Origin of the sequence: Leifsonia stereocauli (assembly GCF_038432415.1) — a bacterium.
Taxonomy (GTDB): Bacteria; Actinomycetota; Actinomycetes; order Actinomycetales; family Microbacteriaceae; genus Orlajensenia; species Orlajensenia stereocauli.
Genome location: NZ_JBCAUN010000001.1, coordinates 1,376,693 through 1,396,082, shown reverse-complemented (window position 1 = coordinate 1,396,082; position 19,390 = coordinate 1,376,693). Strand labels below are relative to the sequence as shown.

17 protein-coding genes are annotated in these 19,390 nt (G+C 69.2%); 12 read left to right on the top strand and 5 right to left on the bottom strand.

The genetic code is table 11. The features are described from left to right. Positions 1 to 272: 272 nt before the first annotated feature. The 3 genes from AADV74_RS06805 to AADV74_RS06795 are packed head-to-tail and all read left to right on the top strand — an operon-like array spanning position 273 to position 4,989. Entirely contained in the window at positions 273 to 1,235 is a 963-nt protein-coding gene (locus tag AADV74_RS06805; RefSeq protein WP_342112705.1) for a 3-oxoacyl-ACP synthase III, read from the top strand. Then, the gene (locus AADV74_RS06800; RefSeq protein ID WP_342112704.1) at positions 1,232 to 4,003 is read left to right on the top strand and encodes an alpha/beta fold hydrolase; all 2,772 of its coding nucleotides are present in this window, start codon (positions 1,232 to 1,234) and stop codon (positions 4,001 to 4,003) included. The genes AADV74_RS06805 and AADV74_RS06800 overlap by 4 nt, the downstream gene beginning before the upstream one ends. Then, positions 4,000 to 4,989 (top strand): NAD-dependent epimerase/dehydratase family protein, encoded by a 990-nt coding sequence (locus tag AADV74_RS06795; protein WP_342112703.1) that lies wholly within the window; start codon positions 4,000 to 4,002, stop codon positions 4,987 to 4,989. Before AADV74_RS06800 ends, AADV74_RS06795 begins: the two co-directional genes overlap by 4 nt. Positions 4,990 to 5,199: 210 nt before the next feature. On the opposite strand, the gene AADV74_RS06790 is transcribed toward AADV74_RS06795, so the two are convergent. Further along, the gene (locus AADV74_RS06790) at positions 5,200 to 6,204 is read right to left on the bottom strand and encodes an aldo/keto reductase family protein (RefSeq protein ID WP_342112702.1); all 1,005 of its coding nucleotides are present in this window, start codon (positions 6,202 to 6,204) and stop codon (positions 5,200 to 5,202) included. A 144-nt stretch (positions 6,205 to 6,348) separates the two neighbouring features. On the opposite strand from AADV74_RS06790, the gene AADV74_RS06785 reads away from it, so the two are divergent. Further along, positions 6,349 to 7,752 carry an FAD-binding oxidoreductase gene (locus AADV74_RS06785; RefSeq protein ID WP_342112701.1) on the top strand — a complete coding sequence of 468 codons (1,404 nt, stop codon included), beginning with the start codon at positions 6,349 to 6,351 and terminating at the stop codon, positions 7,750 to 7,752. A 143-nt stretch (positions 7,753 to 7,895) separates the two neighbouring features. On the opposite strand, the gene AADV74_RS06780 is transcribed toward AADV74_RS06785, so the two are convergent. Next, the gene (locus tag AADV74_RS06780; RefSeq protein WP_342112700.1) at positions 7,896 to 8,717 is read right to left on the bottom strand and encodes an alpha/beta fold hydrolase; all 822 of its coding nucleotides are present in this window, start codon (positions 8,715 to 8,717) and stop codon (positions 7,896 to 7,898) included. Positions 8,718 to 8,934: 217 nt separating this feature from the next. On the opposite strand from AADV74_RS06780, the gene AADV74_RS06775 reads away from it, so the two are divergent. After that, positions 8,935 to 10,002 carry a hypothetical protein gene (locus AADV74_RS06775; protein WP_342112699.1) on the top strand — a complete coding sequence of 356 codons (1,068 nt, stop codon included), beginning with the start codon at positions 8,935 to 8,937 and terminating at the stop codon, positions 10,000 to 10,002. A gap of 31 nt (positions 10,003 to 10,033) precedes the next feature. Here AADV74_RS06775 and AADV74_RS06770 read toward each other — a convergent pair whose 3' ends face one another. Then, the gene (locus AADV74_RS06770) at positions 10,034 to 11,056 is read right to left on the bottom strand and encodes an NADP-dependent oxidoreductase (protein ID WP_342112698.1); all 1,023 of its coding nucleotides are present in this window, start codon (positions 11,054 to 11,056) and stop codon (positions 10,034 to 10,036) included. Positions 11,057 to 11,242: 186 nt separating this feature from the next. Between AADV74_RS06770 and AADV74_RS06765 the strand changes: the two genes are divergently transcribed. The 4 genes from AADV74_RS06765 (at position 11,243) to ligD (ending at position 14,990) form a co-directional block, all read left to right on the top strand. Further along, complete coding sequence (locus AADV74_RS06765; protein ID WP_167756826.1) at positions 11,243 to 11,383, top strand: hypothetical protein; 141 nt, start codon at positions 11,243 to 11,245, stop codon at positions 11,381 to 11,383. 108 nt (positions 11,384 to 11,491) lie between these two features. Beyond that, positions 11,492 to 12,043, top strand: a complete 552-nt coding sequence (locus tag AADV74_RS06760) for an MOSC domain-containing protein (RefSeq protein WP_342112697.1) — start codon at positions 11,492 to 11,494, stop codon at positions 12,041 to 12,043. Between the two features lie 268 nt (positions 12,044 to 12,311). After that, complete coding sequence (locus AADV74_RS06755) at positions 12,312 to 13,958, top strand: Na+/H+ antiporter (RefSeq protein ID WP_342112696.1); 1,647 nt, start codon at positions 12,312 to 12,314, stop codon at positions 13,956 to 13,958. Between the two features lie 9 nt (positions 13,959 to 13,967). Continuing rightward, positions 13,968 to 14,990, top strand: a complete 1,023-nt coding sequence (ligD, locus tag AADV74_RS06750) for a non-homologous end-joining DNA ligase (RefSeq protein ID WP_342112695.1) — start codon at positions 13,968 to 13,970, stop codon at positions 14,988 to 14,990. 4 nt (positions 14,991 to 14,994) lie between these two features. On the opposite strand, the gene AADV74_RS06745 is transcribed toward ligD, so the two are convergent. Further along, positions 14,995 to 16,056, bottom strand: coding sequence for an ATP-dependent DNA ligase (locus tag AADV74_RS06745; RefSeq protein ID WP_342112694.1), 1,062 nt, complete (start codon positions 16,054 to 16,056; stop codon positions 14,995 to 14,997). A gap of 45 nt (positions 16,057 to 16,101) precedes the next feature. Between AADV74_RS06745 and AADV74_RS06740 the strand changes: the two genes are divergently transcribed. From AADV74_RS06740 to AADV74_RS06730, 3 genes are read left to right on the top strand one after another with little or no spacing between them, the layout of a single operon-like run. Beyond that, positions 16,102 to 17,226 carry an epoxide hydrolase family protein gene (locus AADV74_RS06740; RefSeq protein WP_342112693.1) on the top strand — a complete coding sequence of 375 codons (1,125 nt, stop codon included), beginning with the start codon at positions 16,102 to 16,104 and terminating at the stop codon, positions 17,224 to 17,226. Continuing rightward, complete coding sequence (locus tag AADV74_RS06735) at positions 17,223 to 18,065, top strand: hypothetical protein (RefSeq protein ID WP_342112692.1); 843 nt, start codon at positions 17,223 to 17,225, stop codon at positions 18,063 to 18,065. The genes AADV74_RS06740 and AADV74_RS06735 overlap by 4 nt, the downstream gene beginning before the upstream one ends. 42 nt (positions 18,066 to 18,107) lie before the next feature. Further along, positions 18,108 to 18,902: a ferritin-like domain-containing protein gene (locus tag AADV74_RS06730; RefSeq protein ID WP_342112691.1), complete on the top strand. Its 795-nt coding sequence runs from the start codon at positions 18,108 to 18,110 to the stop codon at positions 18,900 to 18,902. A gap of 33 nt (positions 18,903 to 18,935) precedes the next feature. On the opposite strand, the gene AADV74_RS06725 is transcribed toward AADV74_RS06730, so the two are convergent. Then, positions 18,936 to 19,340, bottom strand: a complete 405-nt coding sequence (locus AADV74_RS06725) for a YchJ family protein (RefSeq protein WP_342112690.1) — start codon at positions 19,338 to 19,340, stop codon at positions 18,936 to 18,938. Positions 19,341 to 19,390 lie beyond the last annotated feature (50 nt).

The following is a 19,390-nucleotide window of genomic DNA, read 5'->3' as shown; positions in this document are numbered from 1 at the left end:
CGGACACGTGCTGTCCCCTATAGCGATCCGGCTCGCATCCGTCGTGACCGTTCCGAGGTGACGTCCCGATGGGCCGAGCACAAGCCCCCTGCACTCGTTGGATATACGTGACTGAATGCGCATATGAACGGAACTAGGCTGGGGCGATGGCCTCGACGGCGTCTTCGCCGATGATCCGAGAGCCAGTCGACGTGAAAAGGGATGGGAACTCGTTGGACGGAAATGCGACGACAACGCACCGGAACGTAGCGCTGCTGTCGGTCGCGAGCACCATGGCTGAGCGGGTCACCACCTCTGAGGAGATCGACTCGCGGCTCGCTCCAGTGCTCAAGCGACTGAAGCTCCCGACCGGTCTGCTGCAGCGCGTCGCCGGCGTGCGCGAACGCCGCAACTGGGAGGAGGGCGCGACATTCGACGACGCCGCCATCTCAGCAGGCCAGCGCGCACTGGCCGAGGCCGGCATCCGTCCCGACCAGGTCGGCCTGCTCATCAACACCTCGGTCACCCGTCCCCACCTCGAGCCGTCCGTCGCCGTGCGCATCCACCACGGCCTGGGCCTGCCGACGTCGGCCATCAACTTCGACATCACGAACGCCTGCCTCGGCTTCGTCAACGGAATGTCGCTCGCCGCCGGCCTCATCGACTCGGGTCAGATCGACTACGCGATCATCGTCGACGGCGAGGACGCCGACCAGATCCAGGTCAACACCATCGAGCGCCTCGGCCGCGACGGCATCAACCGCAAGCAGTTCATGAGCGAGTTCGCCAGCCTGACCCTCGGCTCCGGTGCAGCAGCGGCCGTCCTGGGCCGCGCTGACCAGCACCCCGAGTCACCCCGCATCCTCGGTGGCATCACCCGAGCCGCCACGCAGTTCAACGAACTCTGCGTCGGCAGCGTCGATGGCATGTTCACCGACGCGAAGGCCCTGTTGCGCGGCGGCATGGAGCTGGTGACCTCGGCGTGGAAGGACGCGCTGAAGCACTGGGACTGGAAGACCATGGACCGCTACATCATGCACCAGGTCTCCGACGTGCACACCGACGCGATCGTCAAGGCAGTCGGTCTCGATCGCACCCGTGTTCCCCTCACCTATCCGCTGCTCGGCAACATCGGCCCCGCGTCGATCCCGATCACCCTCGCCAGCCAGGCATCGACCCTCAAGCGCGGTGACCGCGTACTGCTCATGGGCGTCGGCTCCGGTCTCAACACCTCGATGATGGAACTGGCCTGGTGAGTCGGGTTCGGTCGGCTTCCCTGCCGCCTGCCGGGCTTCCCGGAATCGACCCGTCGTGGTCGCGTCTCGTGGATGTGCCCGAGCGTGCGATCGGTTCTGCGCCGGATGCCCCGGCTGCGGCATCCGGAACCCGCACGAACCGCTGGCACATCCTCGACAACGCCGCCGACCTCGCCGAGCTCGGAGCGACGCCCGTCGGCACCATCCTCTGCGTGCACGGCAACCCCACCTGGTCGTACCTGTGGCGGAAGACCGTGGCTGCGGCGACGGATGCCGCTGCGGCAGGGCGCCCCGCGTGGCGCGTCATCGCCGTCGACCAGCTCGAGATGGGCTTCTCCGAGCGCACGGGCCTCGCACGACCGCTCGCCCGACGGGTGCAGGATCTGGCCGACCTCACGGACGCCCTCGCCGTGGACGGCCCCGTCGTCACCTTCGGCCACGACTGGGGCGGAGTCATCTCCCTCGGGTGGGCTGTCGACCATCCCGACCAGCTCGCCGGCGTGATGCTGCTGAACACCGCCGTGCACCAGCCCGACGACGTGCCCATTCCCGCAGCCCTCCGCCTGGCCCTGTCGGTGCTGCGCACCGGAACCGTCACGACGACGGCGTTCCTCGACACGACGCTGGCCATCGCGCACCCTCGCCTGCCGTCGGACGTGCGTCGGGCCTTCCGCTCTCCGTACCTCGAGGCCGACCGCCGCGAGGGCATCGGCGCCTTCGTCGCCGACATCCCCGTCGACGCCTCGCACGAGAGCGCCGCCGAACTCGAGCGCATCGCTGGCGCCGTAGCCAGGCTCACCGTGCCCGCCCTCATGATGTGGGGACCCCGCGACCCCGTCTTCAGCGACCGCTACCTCGACGACCTGCAGCGACGGATGCCGCACGCCGACGTGCACCGCTTCGAGACCGCCGGCCACCTCATCGCCGAGGACGTGGAGTACGCCGGGCCTGCGCTCGACTGGCTCGGTGACCGATTCGGATCCGCCCCGGGGCCAGCCGTTCCTGCGGCATCCGCAGACGCTGCCTCCGAGACTTCGGCTGCGCTTGATGACATCGTCGCATCGGAGACGGTTCCGCCCATGTGGCACCACCTCGAGACCCTCGCGCACAGCCCCGAACCCGCCGTCGTCGACATGGTGGCCGGCCCAGGCGGCTCGCCGCGCATCGTGAGCTGGGCGCTGCTGTCGACCCGCGTGCACCAGATCGCCCGCGGACTCGTCGCCCTCGGCGTGAAGCCCGGCGACAGGGTCTCGCTCCTCGTTCCGCCGAGCGCCGACCTCACCGCCGTCGTCTACGCGTGCCTGCGCATCGGAGCGATCGTCGTCGTCGCCGACGCCGGCCTCGGCCTCCGCGGCCTCAGCCGGGCTGTACGCGGCGCCCGCCCAGACCACATCATCAGCGAGGTGCCCGGCCTCACCGTCGCGCGCGCCTTCGGCTGGCCGGGCCAGCGCATCTCGGTGGCGACACTGCCCGCTGTCTCGGCGCGGGCGCTCAACGTGACGACCTCGCTGGCCGGCGTCATCAGGGCCGGCAAAGCCGCGCACGAGCTCGAGCTGCCGCATCCGCCGGCCCCATCCGCCGTCGCCGCCGTGCTGTTCACCTCGGGATCCACCGGGCCGGCCAAGGGCGTCGTCTACACCCACGGCCAGCTCACGGCCCTGCGGGATGCCCTCTCCGCCCAGTACGACGTGGGCGTCGGCACCGGCCTCGTCGCCGGATTCGCCCCGTTCGCGCTGCTGGGTCCGGCGCTCGGCGCTCGGTCGGTCACACCCGACATGAACGTGACGTCGCCGCGCACCCTCACGGCTCGGGCCGTGGCGGATGCCGCAGCCGAGGCCGACGCCACCGTGGTGTTCCTCTCGCCGGCCGCCATCGCCAACGTCGTGGCTACAGCCGACGAACTCTCCACCGACCAGCGCGCCGCCCTCGCAGGCGTGCGCACCTTCCTCTCCGCCGGGGCGCCGGTCTCCGAGGCGTTACTGACCGCAGCGTCCGAGCTCATGCCGAACGCCGAGCCGCACACCCCGTACGGCATGACCGAGGGGCTGCTCATGGCCGACATCTCGTTGGACGGCATCCGTTCATCGACGGCGTCGCTCGCTGCGGACACTCCAACGGATGCCGCTGCCGGCAGCGCTGTCGGGGGAGTTCCCGTCGGCCGCCCCACCGCCACCACGCGCGTGCGCATAGCTCCACTCGATCCTGCTGGGGCTGTCGGCGCCGACCTCACCGACGCCGCCGGCGTGACCGGGGAGATCGTGGTCTCGGCCCCGCACCTCAAGTCGCACTACGACAGGCTCTGGATCACCAACAGGCTCGCCGACGCGCACTCGACGCAGGGGGAGCGCTGGCACCACACGGGTGACGTCGGTCACCTCGACGGCGAGGGTCGCCTCTGGGTCGAGGGCCGTCTGCAGCACATCATCGTGACGGCCGACGGCGTCGTCACTCCCGTCGGCATCGAGCAGGCGGTGGAGCGAGTCGACGGCGTTCGCCGCGCCGCCGCCGTGGGCGTCGGCCCGCGCGGGGCGCAGCAGATCGTCGTCGTGGTCGAGCTCTCGGTGCGGCAGCGTCGCTCGCGTCTGGCCGAGCCCGCTCTGGCCGCGGCCGTGCGTGAGGCCGCCGCATCCGGTGGTCACGAGGTCGCCGCTGTGCTCGTGGCGGCCACGCTGCCGACCGACATCCGTCACAACTCGAAGATCGACCGGGCCGCTCTGGCGCGTTGGGCCGACGGCATCCTGCGTGGCGGACGAATGGTGTCGCCGTGAGAGTGCTCGTCACCGGTGCCAGCGGGTTCCTCGGGGGAGCCGTCGTGCGCGACCTCGTGTCCGCCGGGCACGAGGTGCGCACCTTCCAGCGCCGTCCGTCCGGGCTGGCGGGAGAACCAGGCATCTCTGACGCGCCGGGTTCGGTGACGGATGCCGCAGCAGTGACGTCGGCCCTCGACGGCATCGATGCCGTCGTTCACCTCGCCGCGAAGGTCTCCCTCGCCGGCGACCCCGCCGAGTTCGAGGCCGTGAACGTCGGCGGAACGCGCACGGTGCTGGAGGCCATGAGCGCAGCCGGCGTCGGCCGGCTCGTGTTCGTGTCGTCACCGTCGGTGGCGCACTCCGGCTCGTCGATCGTGGGCGACGGAGCATTGCCGGCCGATCCGGCGGCTGCTCGCGGCGACTACGCGCGCACCAAGGCCGAAGCCGAGCTGCTCGCCCTGGCCGCGGACTCCGCTGGGCTGCGCGTCGTGGCCGTGCGCCCCCACCTCGTGTGGGGACCCGGCGACACCCAGCTGGTCGGACGCATCGTGGAGCGCGCCCGCGCCGGGCGGCTGCCGCTGCTCGGCCACGGAGCCGCGCTCATCGACACCACCTACGTCGACAATGCGGCATCCGCCATGACTGCGGCTCTCACCCGAATCGACGAGGTCCACGGTCGGTCGTATGTCGTCACCAACGGCGAGCCGCGGCCCGTGGCCGAGATGCTCGCTGGAATCTGCGCGGCAGCCGGTGTTGCGGCGCCACGCTGGAGTGTTCCGGCATCCGTCGCCCGTACTGCCGGAGGACTGGTCGAGGCAGCGTGGCGCGTGCGGCCGGGCATCGACGAGCCGCCCATGACGCGTTTCCTCGCGGAGCAGCTCTCGACGGCGCACTGGTTCGATCAGCGCGCCACTCGCGCCGAGCTCCAGTGGACCCCGTCGGTCACCCTCGACGAGGGCCTCGCGCGGCTGGCGGCGCACTACGCCGCCGACGCCGCTCGCTGACCCAGCGCGCTTCGGGCGGTCGCTTCGCTCGGCCCTCAGCGAGCGGCACAAGGTCCGCTCGCTGAGGCCCGGACGAAGTCCGCGGTCGAAGCGTCTCATCCGCCGCTCGCTGACCCAGCGCGCTTCGGGCGGTCGCTGCGCTCGGCCCTCAGCGAGCGGCACTAGGTCCACTCGCTGAGGGCCGGACGAAGTCTGCGGCCGAAGTGCCGCTCAGCTCGGCCGCGACTCCGGCGAGACAGTCTTCGCGGGGTCGCGCTCGGCCAATGAACCGATGGCGTCGTCGATGGCCGACAGCACCGATGCGTCGAGCTTCACGCCGGCAGCCTTCACGTTGTCGCTGACCTGTTCGGGCCGCGATGCGCCGATGATCGCCGACGCCACGTTGCTGTTCTGCAGCACCCACGCCAGCGCCAGCTGCGCCATCGAGAGTCCCAGGCCGTCGGCAACGGGCTGCAGCTTCTGCACGCCTGTGAGGACCTCGTCGTTCAGGAAGCTCTTGATGGTGTTGGCGCCACCCTTCTCATCCGTCGCCCGGGAACCAGCGGGCAGCTCGGCTCCAGGCTTGTACTTGCCCGTGAGCACGCCCTGCGCCACCGGCGACCAGACGATCTGCGAGATGCCGAGCTCCTCGGACGCCGGAACCACCTTGTCCTCGATGACGCGCCACAGCATCGAGTACTGCGGCTGGTTCGAGATGATCCTGAAGCCCAGCTCCGACGCCAGCTTCTGGCCGGCTCGCAACTGGTCGGCATCCCACTCCGAGACGCCGATGTAGAGGGCCTTGCCCGAGCGCACGACGTCGGCGAACGCCTGCATGGTCTCTTCGAGCGGGGTCTCGTGGTCGTAACGGTGGGCCTGGTAGAGGTCGACGTAGTCCGTCTTCAGGCGCGACAGTGATCCGTCGATCGACTCGAGGATGTGCTTGCGCGAGAGCCCGGAGTCGTTCGGACCCTTCGGGCCCGTCGGCCAGTAGACCTTGGTGAAGATCTCGAGTGATGCGCGTCGCTCGCCGGCGAGGGCATCGCCCAGGACGGTCTCGGCGGCGGTGTTCGCGTAGGCGTCGGCTGTGTCGAAGGTCGTGATGCCGGAGTCGAGTGCAGCCTGCACGCACTGGGCCGCGGTGTCGTTCTCCACCTGCGAGCCGTGGGTGAGCCAGTTGCCGTAGGTGATCTCCGAGATCTTGAGTCCGCTGTTTCCGAGGTATCTGAATTCCATCTCTCCACACTACGTCCGTGCAGCGCGCATGCGAGAGACACCCAGTCCACGCACAGGCCACGCCTCGCGAAGACGTCGAGGACCGGCGTCGGATGCCGCAGAATCGTTCATGGCGCAGCAGCGCGCCGGCCAGGGAGAGTGATCGTGAGCACCATCGTCGAAGCAGACGTCGTCACCGCAGTGTCGGCCATCGTGCGGGGGGACCAGGTGCTGACGGATGCCGCCTCTCTGGCCGCGTACAGCCACGACGATGCGGAGTGGGCCGCCTACGCCCGCCCGCTCGCCGTCGTGCTCGCCGAGACCACGCACGACGTGGCTGCCATCGTGGGCTGGTGCGCCGCCAACCGCGTCGCCGTCGTCCCGCGCGGCTCTGGTACCGGACTCTCCGGTGGCGCGAACGCCGTCGCCGACTCCATCGTGCTCTCCCTCGAACGGATGACCGCAGTGCTCGAGATCGATGCCGATGAGCGCTACGTCGTCGCGCAGGCCGGAGTGATCAACGACAGGCTGCGCGCATCCGTCGCCGAGAAGGGCCTCTGGTATCCGCCCGACCCGGCGAGCTCGGCCATCTCGACCATCGGCGGCAATGCCGCAACCAACGCCGGCGGCATCTGCTGCGTGAAGTACGGCGTGACGCGCGACTACGTGCTCGGCATGACCGTCGTGCTGGCCGATGGAGCCGTCGTGCAGCTGGGACGCCGCACGGCCAAGGGGGTCGCCGGCTGCGACCTCACAGCACTGATGGTCGGCTCGGAGGGCACCCTCGGCATCATCACCGAACTCACGCTCAAGCTGCTGCCGCTGGCCGGCCGGGAGGAGCGCGCGGTGGTCGGGTACTTCCCGTCTCTGCACGCGGCAGGAGTCGCCGTCGCCGCGATCGCCCACGCCGGCATCATCCCGGCGGCGCTCGAGCTCATCGACAGAACCTGCCTGCGCGCCGTCGACGACTGGCAGCAGTGGGGCCTCCCGCGCGACGTCGACACCCTGCTGCTCGCGAAGGTCGACGACACCGGTGCCTCAGGCGACGCCCTCGCAGATCGGGTCGCCGAGGCCATGACCGCCGCCGGGGGAGTGAACGTGGAGCGCGCCAGTGAGCAGTCCGAGGTCGATCGCCTCTTCCTCGCGCGCAGGCTCGCCTATCCGGCGCTGGAGAGGCTCGGGCCGGTGCTCACTGAAGACGTCTGCGTTCCCCGGGGTGCGGTGCCCGAGATGCTGGCGCGCATCCAGGCGATCGCGGAGGCGAACGACGTCGTCATCGCGAACATCGCCCACGCCGGCGACGGCAACCTGCATCCGCTGATCATCGCTCCGGAGGGCGACGACGCGGCCAAGGCGCGGGCCAAGGTCGCGTTCGACGCCATCATCGCCGAGTGCCTGGCGCTCGGCGGCACGGTCACGGGCGAGCACGGGGTCGGCTTGCTCAAGCTGCCCGGGCTGCCGGATGAACTGGGCGAGCGGGTGATCGAGCTGCACCGTTCGATCAAGCTCGCGCTCGACCCGCTGAACACGCTGAATCCGGGCAAGGCGTTCCCGGCGGTACCTCGCTGAGACGCTTCGACCGCGGACTCCGTCCGGGCCTCAGCGAGCGGCTGGCCGATGACCCGCTCGCTGAGGGCCGAGCGAAGCGACCGCCCGAAGCGCTTGCGGGGAACGGCCGTTGTGGCGCTTCGACCGCGGACTCCGTCCGGGCCTCAGCGGGCGGTGCCCGCCAGGAACCCCAGCAGCGCCTCGTTGAACTTCACAGGCTGCTCGATGTTCGCCGCGTGGCCGTCCTTCTCGATGATGACGGATGCCGCCAGAGGGTTCAGTGCCGCAGCCGCCGGCGCGTGCTCGCTCGGCCAGAACTCGCTCTCGCGCCCGGCCACGAAGAGCACCGGCACGTCGACCGCAGCCACCGCATCACGCCAGTCCTGTCGGGCGTGATCATCGAGCAGGGCCAGCTCGCCGGCGCTGAACGAGACCTTCAGGCCGGTTCGGCGCACGTCCATGGCACGTACGAGGCGCCCGATGCGCACGACCCCCTTGGATCGAGCGGTGGCGCGGCCGGTGTCGGGAACCCCCGTGGCGAACATCGACTCGATCGTCGCCGTGTCGTAGTCGTAGAAGCCATAGGGCCAGTCGTCGGTGTTCAGCATCGTCGGCGTCTGGTCGACGATGACGATGGCACCCACCCGATCCGTGCCGAACTGAGACGTGAGCGACCAGATGGCGTTGCCGCCCATCGAGCCGCCGACGAGGACGGCGTCATGAAGATCGAGGCTCTCGAGCAACTCGCGCACATCGGCTCCGTGGCGCTGCATGGTGTGACCGGCATCCGGAGTCTCCGACTCGCCATGGCCTCGCCGGTCGAACGCGATGACCCTGTAGCCGGCCTTCGCGAGTGCCTTGCGCTGGTAGACCCAGCTCGTGGCCGCCGCCTTGAAGCCGGCGATCAGCACCACCGGTCGGCCATCGGGGGAGCCCGACTCCGTGTAGTGCAGCTTGACGTCATCCGTGGTCGTGATGGTCGGCACCGGTGCCTGCTTCCTCGAGTCGAACGAACTATCGTCGGGCGCAGTGTCCGCCGCGCACGCAGACAACCGTAAAACAGATGCGTACGCATTCACAGTGTCGTGCAGCTGAGCGACTCGACCAAATCCCTGCATGTCGCACCCATGCGCTCGCTGCCCAGCGCACCTAAACTGCCGCTCGGGCCGACCCTGCACGGCCGACGGAATGGAGGACGGCGCGGTGACCCTGTTCTCGTCCGATCCCCGAGAGCCGTACGACTCTCCGTACGACGCCCCGTTCGAAGCCGAACTGTCGCGCCGCCCGAGTCGCGGTCGCCGCACCGTGGTCTGGCTGCTGGTCGCCCTCGTCGCCGTCGCCGCAGCCTGGGCCCTCGCGAATCCCGTTCGAATCACCGACCAGATCGTGGTGTGGACGCATCAGCCGCAGCCCGCGGCCGTGCAGTTCGCCCAGCGCGCCGGAATGACCGACGAGGCGCGCTTCACCTTCTACGCCAGTGTTCCGGCTATCGAGGACCGTGCCGCGTTCAATACGTCGTGCAGCCAGCTCCTGGAGCAGGGAGTGACCCTCGGATGCTACGTACCGGTGGGTCGTGCGATCCACCTGTTCGACATCACCGACGAGCGGCTCGACGGCATGCAGGTCGTCACCGCCGCCCACGAGATGTTGCACGCGGTGTGGGCACGCATGAGCTCCGGTGAGCAGAGGGAGCTCTCGTCGCTACTGGAGGACGAGGCCGCGCGACTCGATGACGATCCGGCCTTCGTCGACAAGCTGGCGCTCTACGCGGGCATCGACGATGCCGGGCGCGCGACCGAGCTGCACTCCATCCTCGGAACCGAGTTCACCGGGTTGTCTCCGGCCCTCGAGAAGCACTACGCCCGGTACTTCGATGATCGGGGTGCGCTGGTCGCATTGCACGCCACCAGCGAGGCCGTCTTCTCCGTGCTGCAGGCCCAGTCGGAGGCTCTCGTCGCCGAACTCGACACCCTGCGCGGCGACATCGAGGTCGACTCGCAGGACTACACCGAGGAGTCGGACCAGCTGAGCGCAGACATCGACGACTTCAACGCCCGCTGGGACGCCCCGGATGCCGGAACCCAGGAGCAGTTCGACACCGAGCGCGCGGTGCTGCTCGATCGACAGGCGACACTCGACGCGCTCTACGACTCCATCGCCACTCGTCGCGCGCAGTTCGACGAGAAAGCGGAGAAGCTGGAGCAGATGAACGTGCAGGTCGACGCATTGAACGCCGCAATCGACTCGCGGATGCCGCCCGTCGGCGAGTGACGACGGGCGGCATCCGGCAGCAGAGGAACCGTCAGGCCGCCGAGCCCACCCGGACGACCATCTTCCCGGTGTTCTCGCCGCGCATGAGCCCGAAGAAGGCCTCGACGGCGTTGTCGATGCCATCGACGACGGTCTCGTCGAACACGATCCTCCCGTCGCGGAACCAGCCCGTCATCTCCTCGGTGAAGGCACGGTAGTGCTGGAAATGGTTGCCGACAGTGAACCCCTGCAGTGTGAGGCCGCGGGTGACGATGTTCGACATGTTCGAGGGGCCGGCGACGCGCTCGGTGGCGTTGTAGTCCTGGATGGCGCCACAGAGTGCTGCGCGTCCGCCGTCGTTGAAGGAGCTGAGGGCGGCCTCGAGGTGGTCGCCGCCAACGTTGTCGAAGTACACGTCGATGCCGTCTGGCGCAGCCGCCTTCAGCTGCTTCCGCACCGGGGCGTCCTTGTAGTTGAACGCTGCGTCGTAGCCGTACTTCTCCGTGAGCAGGGCGACCTTCGCGGGCGTTCCGGCCGAGCCGATCACGCGCGAGGCGCCCTTCAGCCGGGCGATCTGTCCCGCGGCCGTTCCGACGGCACCGGCCGCACCCGAGATGAAGACGATGTCGCCCTCCTTCATCTTCGCGATCTCGAGCAGTCCGAGGTAGGCGGTGAACCCGGTCAGGCCCAGCATGCCGAGGTAGGCGGACAGGGGAACGCCCGGCAGCTCCGGAACGACCCTGTAGCCGGATGCCGCACCCTGGCTGACATCGCGCCAGCCCTCCTGGTGCAGCACGACGTCGCCCACCGAGTGAGCGTCGGACGTCGACTCGACGACGCGTCCGATGGCGCCGCCGGTCATGGTCTCGCCCAGGGCGTAGGGCGGGGTGTAGCTGCGCACGTCGTTCATACGGCCGCGCATGTACGGGTCGACCGAGATGAACTCGTTCGCGACCCTCACCTCGCCGGGAGCCAGCCCGGGCAGCTCGACGGTGACACTGCGGAAGTCGTCGTGGGTCGGCCAGCCGACGGGCCGGGCGACGAGCTGGATCTGCGTGCTGGTGTTCGTTGTCATGATCCCATCCTCCGTCAGTCGATGGCGGCGATCCACTTGCTGAGAATGTGTTCAGCGTCTGCGACCTCGCCGGGGGAGAGCGCGATCCGTTTCCGCGAATGCACCCCATGCTCCCGGCGGGCGGGCGGCGGACGCGTAAGGTTGCCGCACGGGGCCGTCCAGGCTTCCCGATCAAAGGGCGTCACAGTGTCAGACAAGTCACCGAAGAAATCGTCCAGCAAGACCGCCGCGAGCAAGACCCTCAAGGAGAAGCGCGCGGACAAGAAGGCCAAGGTCGAAGGCCGTTCCGGGAGCGACGCCGTCAGCGGCGCCACCCACAAGAAGTAGGCGCATCGGCCCGGTCGTTCAGGCGCCCGGGCCGCCGAGCTCTCCACGCAGGGAGCCGCCGCTCGCGCACTGCGCGATCGGTGGTGGAGCTCCTCCTAGGATTGCCTCATGCCTGAACTCCTCGCCGCCTGCGTCGTCCGCGAACTCCGCCCCGACCGGGGCAACGGGGTCACCGCCATCGACAAGGTGGCCGTCAGGTCACGTGCGAAGATCGGCCCGTACGGGCTGCGTTCCGACGTGCAGGTCGACCGCAAGCACCATGGCGGCTTCGACAAGGCGGTCTACGCCTACGCCCAGGAGGACGCCGAGTTCTGGGAGAACGAGCTCGGACGGGAGCTTCCTGCCGGCTGGTTCGGTGAGAACCTGCGGGTGTCGGGAATCGACGTGAATGCCGCGCGCATCGGCGAGCAGTGGCGGATCGGCACGGATGAGGCATCCGTCGTGCTCGAGGTCACCATGCCCCGTACTCCCTGCGGAACGTTCGCGCGCTGGGTGGGTGGCGACGATGAGCGTGGCTGGGTCAAGCGCTTCGGCGCTGCGGGCCGGTTGGGAGCCTACCTGCGCGTCGTGAAGCGCGGGTCGGTGGGAGCCGGGGACCCGATCGAGGTCGTGCACAGCCCGGACACGGAGCTCACCGTGCTGGAGATGTTCCGCGCCTGAGCGTGGCGCGTCGGCGTCAGCCCTGGTAGCCCGACCTCACCATGGCGACGATGGCCGCGACGAGTCCGACTCCGCCGACGAGGCCGATCAGTCCGACAACGGACCAGAGGATCACTTCAGCCGACATCAGGCTCTCCATTTCATGCGGTGAGACTCCATTCTGGCCTGTCTCGGACAGCAGCACCAACCGGGGCATCGCTGTCGCTATCGTTGTCGGATGACTGCAACCGGCGCCTGCAGAGCCATCCCGTCGGAACGGCACGCCTAGATGGATCCCGTGACGACAGTGGTCTGGGTCGTCGCCTTCGTGCTGGTCACGGTGACAGTGACGGGCTTCACCGGGCGCATCGGCTGGTCGGCTCCTGTCGCTCTGGTGGCCGTCGGCGCCGTGGCCTCCTTCATCCCCGCGGTTCCCCGGGTCGAGATCGAGCCCGAACTGGTGCTCTACGCCGTCATCCCACCGCTGCTGTTCGCCGCGGCGATCCGCACGTCGTTCATCGACATCCGTGCCCGCGACGACAGCATCCTGGCGCTCTCGGTCGGCCTGGTGGCCTTCACGGTGGTCGTGGTCGGCTTCGCCACGTGGATGCTGGTTCCCGCCATCACGTTGGCCGCGGCGTTCGCCTTCGGTGCCGTCGTGGCCCCGACGGATGCGGTGGCCGTGTCGGCCGTTGCGGGTCGCCTGAAGCTTCCCCGACGACTGGTGACGATCCTCGAGGGCGAGAGCCTGCTGAACGACGCCACGGCCCTCGTCGCCTTGAACGCCGCGATCGTGGCGATCACGAGCGTCGCCGTGCTGAACCCGTGGTCGATCGCCGGCAACTTCGCGCTCGCCGTCATCGGCGGCGTGGGTGTCGGCCTCGGCATCGGCTGGGTGCTCTCCGAGGTGCGGAAGCGACTGCGTGCTCCTGTGCTGGACACCAGCCTGTCGCTCATCACCCCGTACCTCGCGTTCATCATCGCGCAGGCGATCGGAGGCTCCGGCGTCCTGGCGGTCGTCGTCGCCGGCATCCTGCTCGGCTATCGCTCGCCCACGGTCCAGTCGGCCGAGGCGCGCATCGCGGAACGGCTCAACTGGAAGACCATCCAGTTCCTTCTCGAGAACGCCGTGTTCCTGTTCATCGGGCTCAACCTCGCGGGGATCGTCGAGGGGGCGTCATCGTCGGGTCCCGGCCTCTGGCCCACCGTTGCGATCTGTCTCGGCATCCTGGTGACGCTCATCGTGTCTCGATTCGCGTGGGTCTTCGCCCTCACCTGGCTCTACCGGCACGGTCCGCAGTTCCTGCGCGCGCGCCAGTGGAGCTGGCGCAATGCGACCGCGGTGTCCGCGGCCGGCATCCGGGGCGTCGTCACCCTGATCGCGGTCTTCCTGCTGCCACCCGAGACGCCGCAGCGCGAGTTCCTGCAGTTCCTCGCCTTCGTCGTGGTGGTCGGAACGTTGCTCGAGGGACTGGCGCTGCCGAGGATCCTCAAGCTGTTGAAGCTCCCCACGCCCGACTACAGCCAGGAGCATTCGGAGCGGATGCTGCTCATGGCCGAGGCCGAGGATGCCGGCGTGGCAAGGCTCGAGCAGGAGCGCACCGACGATGACGAGCTCGAGGTCATCGACCGGCTGCGCGCCAACGCGGCGTTCCTCGCGGAGGCGCTGCAGAACCCGCCGTCGACCGGTGGCGAGCCGCGGCCGGTCGCATACACGCGACTGCGTCGCGTGATGATCGAGGCGCAGCGCGAGGCCGTGCTCGCCGCACGCCGGGAGGGGCGGTACCAGGAGGCGGCCGTGCTCTCGGTGCTCGCTGCGATCGACGCCGAGGAGACGGCGCTGCGCACCGCGGGCCCCAAGGTCAAGCCGGCGGCACTGCCCGTGACGCCTCCGAGGCGGCTGCCCTCGAAGCGCCGCCGCCCAGCCCCCGAGTAGGTTGGTGCCATGGCGAGCGAAGCGACGATGCTGACCGTACCCGGGCCCCACGGCGACAGGGAGGTGCGCATCTCCAGTCCGAGCAGGGTGGTCTTCCCCGAGCCCGGCATCACCAAGCTCGATCTCGCGCAGTACATCGTGGCGGTCGGCGACGCGTTCGTGGCGGCGAACGGTGACAGGCCCGTGTCGCTGCAGCGTTTCGGCGACGGCATCGACGGCGACCAGTTCTTCTCGAAGAACCCGCCCAAAGGTGCTCCCGACTACGTGCGCTCGGTGCCCGTCGTCTATCCGAGTGCCCGGTCCCATCCTCAGCTCGTCATCGACGAACCGGCCGTCGCCGTCTGGGCCGTGCAGATGAACACCATCGTGTTCCACCCCTGGGCATCGCGCGCCGGGGACTCCGACAACCCCGACGAGTTGCGCATCGACCTCGACCCGCAGCCCGGAACCGACTTCGCCGACGCCAAGGCTGCGGCCGTCGAGCTGCGCTCGGTGCTCGCCGACGCCGGGCTCACGGCCTACATCAAGACCTCGGGCAATCGTGGCCTGCACGTCTTCGCCCCCATCGAGCCCACGCGCGAGTTCCTCGAGGTGCGGCACGCGGTGATCGCCGCCGCGCGGGAACTCGAGCGACGCATGCCGGATGCCGTGACGACGGCGTGGTGGAAGGAGGAGCGCGGCGAGCGCATCTTCGTGGACTTCAACCAGGCCAACCGCGACCGCACCATGGCCGGCGCGTACAGCCCGCGAGCCCTCGCCCACGCTCCGGTCTCCTGCCCGATCACGTGGGACGAGCTGGCTGATGCCGATCCGCACGACTTCACGGTGCTGACGGTTCCGGAGCGCCTGCGGACCATCGGCGACCCCTGGGCGACTCTGCACGACGAGCCCGGCCGAATCGACACGCTGCTCGAGTGGTGGGACCGTGACCTGGCGAACGGTCTCGGCGAGCTGCCGTTCCCGCCCGACTTCCCGAAGATGCCTGGGGAGCCGCCGCGCGTGCAGCCGAGCCGCGCCAAGAAGCCGGAGTGACCTCCTACTCCAGCACGCGACTCAGGTCATACGCCGCCGGGATCTCGAGCTGCCCGAAGGTGCACGACCTCGCGTCCCGGTCGGGTCGCCAGCGGGCGAACTGCACGGTGTGACGGAAGCGCGAGCCCTCCATCTGGTCGTAGCGTACCTCCATCACTCGACTCGGCTCGAGCTTGACGAACGACACGTCCTTGCTGCCGGAGAACCGACTGCGGTCGGTCTCACCCGTCACGGCGGCTCCGTCCTCATCGCGCACGACGAGAGGCGCGAGCTCCTCCACCAGCTCGAGCCTCCGAACATCGGAGAACGCCGACGCCCCGCCCACTCCTCGCAGCTCGCCGCTCTCGTCGTAGAGACCGAGCAGCAGTGATCCGACTCCGTTTCCGCTCTTGTGCACGCGATACCCGAGCACCACGACATCGGCAGTGCGGTGGTGCTTGATCTTCAGCATCACGCGCTTGCCCGGCGCATAGGCTGCCGCCAACGGCTTCGCCACGACACCGTCGAGGCCGGCTCCCTCGAACTCGATGAGCCACTCGCGGGCGAGGGCGGCATCCGTCGTCGTCCTCGTGATGGTCACAGGCGCCGCGAACCCCTGCGCCAACGCCTCCAGAGCTGCCCGACGCTCCGAGAAAGGCCGCTCGAGAAGCGATTCGTCGCCGAGAGCCAGCACGTCGAATGCGACGAACATCGCCGGCGTCTCGACCGACAGCTTCGCGACCCTGCTCGCGGCTGGATGGATGCGCTGCGACAGCGCCTCCCAGTCGAGCCTCTCGCCGCCGGTGGACCCGCGCGATCCGGTGCGCACCACGATCTCACCGTCGAGCACGGTCGGCTGCGTCAACTGGGCAGCGAACGCCTCGACCAGCTCGGGGAAGTAGCGCGTGAGCATCTTCGAACCGCGACTGCCGATCTCCACGGTCTCGCCGTCGAAGTAGATCACGGCCCGGAAGCCGTCCCACTTCGGTTCGTAGAGCAGGCCTCCGGCGACGCTGTCGGCATCGGGCACGCTGTCGAGCGCCTTCGCGAGCATGGGGGAGATGGGCGACGTCGCCGAGGGTTCCATGCGTCGATCCTGCCCGACCCGGCGGGTTTCTGCGACAGTGGAGGGATGACTTCCACCCCGTTCACGATCGCCGTGCCAGACGACACGCTCGACGACCTGCGGATGCGGCTGCGCAACACCCGCTTCACGACACCGAGCCGTTCGGAGTTCTGGGGTGCCGGCGTCGACCCCGGCTACCTCGCCTCACTCGTCGGAGCGTGGGCAGACTGGCTCGATTCCGACTGGCGCTCCGTCGAGAGCCGCCTCAACGGACTCGACCACCGCCTCGTCGAAGTGGACGGCACGAGCATCCACGTCGTGCGGGCGAGCTCCGGGCCCGTCGATGGCGAACGGATGCCGCTCCTCCTGATGCACGGCTGGCCGAGCAGCTTCATCGAGATGCTCGCGCTGGTCGAGGAATTCCAGGCGGTTGGCGCCCCGTTCGAGATCGTTGTTCCCTCGATGCCGGGCTTCCTCTTCAGCGAGCTGCCCGATGGGCCGCTCACCCGGGAGGCCATGGCCGACGTCATGCACACGCTCATGACCGAAGAGCTCGGCTTCGAGCGCTACGGGGTGTTCGGGGGAGACATCGGCGGCACTGTCGCGGCCTGGCTCGCTGCGAAGCATCCGGAGTCCGTCACCGGCCTCTACATGATCCACCCGCCGTTCCCGGCCGAGTTCGAGGCGCCGCTCACGGACGAGGAGCACGAGTTCCTCGAGTCCGAGGCGGAGTTCGACGCATCGGACGGCGGCTACAGCGCCATCATGATCACGCGTCCGGACACCATCGGAGCCGCCGTCGCCGACTCGCCGGCCGGTCTGCTGGCCTGGATCATCGACAAGTACCGCGACTGGAGCGACCGCGGCGGCGATCTCGAGACGCGCTTCGACCGCGAGACCCTGTTCACCATCGGGACCCTGTACTGGGTCACGGAGTCCATCGGCACCTCGTTCCGCCAGTACGTCGACTACGACGCGAACCGGCCGCGGCCCGCAATCGCCGTACCGGCGGGCTTCACGGTGAGCGCCGAGGTCGGCATCCGCGAGATGCCGCGCAGCATCGCCGACAGGTCGTGCTCCGACATCCGCGTCTGGCACGAACCGTCGGTCGGCGGTCACTTCCTCGCCCACGAGGAACCACAGCTGCTCGCGGGGCATCTCACAGCCTTCTTCGCCAAGATTCGAGGATGACGCCGGATGCTGCTGGACTCATGACAGGCTCCCAACGCTTCGACGTGCGCGAGTTCACCCGCACTGCCGTCGGCACGCACCGCGATCGCCTCGACCTCGCGGCGCTCGCCGCCCGACCCCTTCCGGTCGACGCCGCGCGAGCCGTGCGCGTGCTGCGCGATCTCGAGGCCGCCACGATGGATCGCCTGCGCAACGTGCTCGTCACCGCGACCCACAAGGACGCCCGGGTGACGGCGTTCCTGGTGAGCTGGGCTTTCGAGAAGTTCTGGATCGCCGACGCCCTGACCGCCATCGCCGAAGCCCAACCCGAGGCGCAGCACGCAGCCGTGGAGGCGAGCCCGGTGACGGATGCCGCGACCTCGCGCGGCCGGGCAGAACGGCGTGCCCGCCGCGGGCCCGTGCGGCGATCCCTCTCGGGCTTCCTCGCCGGCGAGTCGATCGTGGCCGTGCACGTGGCGAGTGGTCTCGTCGACGATGGGATGCTGCGGGCAACCTACGAGCGCGTGATCGAGCTGAGCGACAACCCCGAGATCGCCCGCGCCCTGGGCGAGGTGATCGACCTCAAGGCCCGGCACTCGCGATTCTTCGAGGAGGAGGCCGTGCACCGGCTGCTCGAGAGTCCGCGCGCCGTGCGTCTCACCCGCCGGGAGCTGCGCCGTGATGTGCTGCCCATCGGAGCCATCGCACTCGCTCCCTCCGACCGGGTCTTCTTCACCGGGTTCACGTTCGCCGGCGATAGCGGGGTGGAGCGAGCGCGGCGGGTGGCGGCATCCGTCGCCGATCTACCCGGCATGGACGATGGCACGGTGCATGCCGTGCAGCTGCGGCTCGCAGCCTGAGCACACGCGTGCTTGGATGATCAGCGGAACGAGGGGAGCAGAGTGGCATTCGACATCGACACCTACACGGCGACGAGCGTGAGCGTGAACTGGGACGACCTCGATCTCGAGGTCTTCCGCGAGCATCCGCTGCCCGAGGACTCGCTGCGCACCCTGCGCTACATGGCCGACGTCGAGTACCACACCGTCTGCTACACCCGGGATCTGCTCACCACCCCCTCGCACCGCGAGGCCGACGTGAGTTCGTTCATGACCATGTGGAACCGCGAGGAGTTCTGGCACGGTGAGGCCCTCGCCGCCGTGCTCGCGATGCACGACATCACCGTCGACTTCGACCAGCTGAAGGCCAACCGGCTGAAGCTCGGCTGGAAGGACCGCCTCGACCCCATCAAGCAGTCGGTGCTCGGCTCGCTCGTCGGCGAGGACTTCGTGGCAGTGCACATGTCGTGGGGCGCGGCCAACGAGTGGTCCGCCATCACCGCCTACAACCGCATGGCCGAGCTCGAGCAGGATCCCGTGCTCGCCGAGTTGCTGCGCCGTATTGCCAAGCAGGAGGCGCGACACGTCGCCTTCTACACCTCGCAGGCGCGCGAGCGACTGGCCAGGAGCACCAAGGCGCAGAAGATCACCCGATTCGCGCTCAGCAGGTTCTGGGCGCCTGTCGGCTCCAGCATCATGGAGCGTTCGGACGTGCAGCACGTCATGAACCACCTCATGAGCGGGCCCGACGGACGGAAGGCCGCCAGGAAGGTCGACGATTCGATCAGCGGGATGCCGGGTCTCGGCGGTCTGACCATCGTGCAGGACGCGCTCGACGAGCTGGGCGTCCCGGCCTGAGCCGAACTCCGCCTCGGGCCTGGGCGCCGCTTCTCAGAGCGCGTCGACGTAGAGCCAGGCTCCGCGCTCGCGAACGAAGCTGCTGTTCTCGTGCTGGGCATGAGCGACGCCGTCGTGCTTGGAGCGGGCGGTGAACTCGACGGTGCCCGTCGTGTCGAACGGACCACCGCCGGTGGTCGCGGCGATCTCGAGGCGGAACCAGCGCACGGACGGATCGAGCTCCAGCTCGGACGGACGGGTCGACGGATGCCACGTGCTCAGCAGGTAGGCCACGTCACCGACCACGTAGCCCGAGTACCGCGAGCGCATGAGCTGGACCGCGGTGGGCGCGAGGGTCGCGCCGCTGTGGAACCGCCCGCAACAGGAACCGTAGGTCTCGCCGCTCAGGCAGGGGCAGCGGCTGTCGTCGCTCGGGACGGGAAAGGCTGGCTCGGTCACGAGTCGATCCTGTCATCTGCTGCGCTTCGGCCGCGGACTCCGTCCGGGCC

Coding starts and splice junctions, on each gene's coding strand:
- AADV74_RS06805 (WP_342112705.1), top strand. CDS start 273: ATGGCTGAGCGGGTCACCACCTCTGAGGAGATCGACTCGCGGCTCGCT.
- AADV74_RS06760 (WP_342112697.1), top strand. CDS start 11,492: ATGCCTGAACTCCTCGCCGCCTGCGTCGTCCGCGAACTCCGCCCCGAC.
- AADV74_RS06745 (WP_342112694.1), bottom strand. CDS start 16,056: ATGGAACCCTCGGCGACGTCGCCCATCTCCCCCATGCTCGCGAAGGCG.
- AADV74_RS06755 (WP_342112696.1), top strand. CDS start 12,312: ATGGATCCCGTGACGACAGTGGTCTGGGTCGTCGCCTTCGTGCTGGTC.
- AADV74_RS06740 (WP_342112693.1), top strand. CDS start 16,102: ATGACTTCCACCCCGTTCACGATCGCCGTGCCAGACGACACGCTCGAC.
- ligD (WP_342112695.1), top strand. CDS start 13,968: ATGGCGAGCGAAGCGACGATGCTGACCGTACCCGGGCCCCACGGCGAC.
- AADV74_RS06790 (WP_342112702.1), bottom strand. CDS start 6,204: ATGGAATTCAGATACCTCGGAAACAGCGGACTCAAGATCTCGGAGATC.
- AADV74_RS06770 (WP_342112698.1), bottom strand. CDS start 11,056: ATGACAACGAACACCAGCACGCAGATCCAGCTCGTCGCCCGGCCCGTC.
- AADV74_RS06735 (WP_342112692.1), top strand. CDS start 17,223: ATGACGCCGGATGCTGCTGGACTCATGACAGGCTCCCAACGCTTCGAC.